The following is a 1,597-nucleotide window of genomic DNA, read 5'->3' as shown; positions in this document are numbered from 1 at the left end:
CCGGGGAACCGGTCCTGGTCACGGATGTCGAGCTTGCCCATCTCGATGAACCGGCCACCCGGCCGCAGCAGGCGCGCCGAGGCGTCGATGAACTCACCCGTCAGCGAGTTCAGCACCACATCGATCCCGCGCTCCCCGCACACCGCCCGGAAACGCTCCTCGAACTCCAGATCCCGCGAGGAGGCGATGTGGTCATCCGGGATGCCCATCGAACGCAGCACATCCCACTTGGCCGGGCTCGCCGTCGCGAACACCTCGACCCCGAGCCGCTGAGCGAGCTGGATGGCCGCCATGCCGGTCCCGCCGGTGCCCGCGTGCACCAGCAGCGACTCGCCCTCCCGCAGGTCGGCCAGGTCCATCAGTCCGTAGTAGGTGGTCAGGAACGACACCGGGATCGTCGCCGCCTGCTCGAAGGAGCAGTCGTCGGGGATCTTGGTCAGTCCACCGGCGCCGGTGACGACCATCGGGCCGAAGCCGCCCTCGACCAGGCCCACCACGCGATCGCCGGGGCGCAGCCCGTCCACCTCGGGACCGACCTCCAGCACCACGCCGGCGGCCTCGCCGCCCATCAGGCCGACCTTGTCCTGGAACCAGCCCAGCGCGTTCAGCCCGTCCAGCAGGTCACGGAAGTTGATCCCCGCCGCACGCACCGCCAACCGCACCTGGCCGGCCTCCAGCGGCTCGGCCGCCTGCGGGAATGGCAGCAGTTCCAGCGCGTCCAGGCTGCCCTTGGCCCGGCTGCCCAGCCGCCACGGCCCGGACGGCGGCAGCAGTCCCGGCCCCGAGGCCAGCGACGCCAGCCGCGGCACCCGCACCTCCCCGCGCCGCACCGCCGCCTGCGGCTCACCCGAGGCCGCGAGCACGGCCAGCACCGCGGGTAGTGCCGGCAGGGAGGACTCATGCTCATCCACGTCCACCAGGGCGAAGCGGCCGGGGTTCTCCGACTGCGCCGACCGGACCAGACCCCATACGGCCGCAGCCGCCAGGTCGCCGACCTGCTCCCCGTCTTCCGCGGCCACCGCACCCCGCGTCACGAACACCAGCCGCGACGCCTCGAACCGCTCGTCGGCCAGCCACTCCTGCAACAGGTTCAGCACCGAAGCGGTCACTTCATGCGCACAGGCCGCCGCGTCCGCGCCCGGCTCGGTCGTGACCCCGGCCAGCACCACACCGGGGAGCGGCCCCGCCTCGGCCAACGCCGGCAGATCTTGATGAATCTCCGCCGACTCCCACGTCCCGGCAAGGCCCAGCGCGTCTGCCTCGGTGAGGCCGAGCACCGCCACCGGCACCGGATCGGTCACGGGAACGTCGGAGAGCGTGGTCCACTCCAGCCGGAACAGCCCGTCCTGCTCCGCCGTCCGGCCACCCGCGATGGCGAGTTGGTCCGGCGAGAACGGGCGCAGCACCAGCGAACCCGCCGACAGCACCGGATCTCCCGCGGCGTCCACCGCCGACAGCGTGACCGAGTCCGCGGCGGTTCGGACCAGGCGGACGCGCAGTACCGACGCACCGCCCGCGTGCAGGCACACCTCACCCCAGGAGAACGGCAACCGGCCGCCCCCGGCGTCGTCCAGCCCGGCGAAGGTCACCGCGTGCA

The 1,597-nt window shown here is 72.9% G+C and carries 1 protein-coding gene; it reads right to left on the bottom strand.

The genetic code is table 11. From position 1 onward, the window contains the following. A partial coding sequence (locus AB0J58_RS44965; protein ID WP_364227971.1) for a zinc-binding dehydrogenase occupies positions 1-1,597 on the bottom strand: 1,597 nt, incomplete at both ends.

Source organism: Streptosporangium sp. NPDC049644 (assembly GCF_040675205.1).
Lineage (GTDB): Bacteria > Actinomycetota > Actinomycetes > Streptosporangiales > Streptosporangiaceae > Streptosporangium > Streptosporangium fukuiense.
This window is presented reverse-complemented; position numbering and strand designations above follow the sequence as displayed.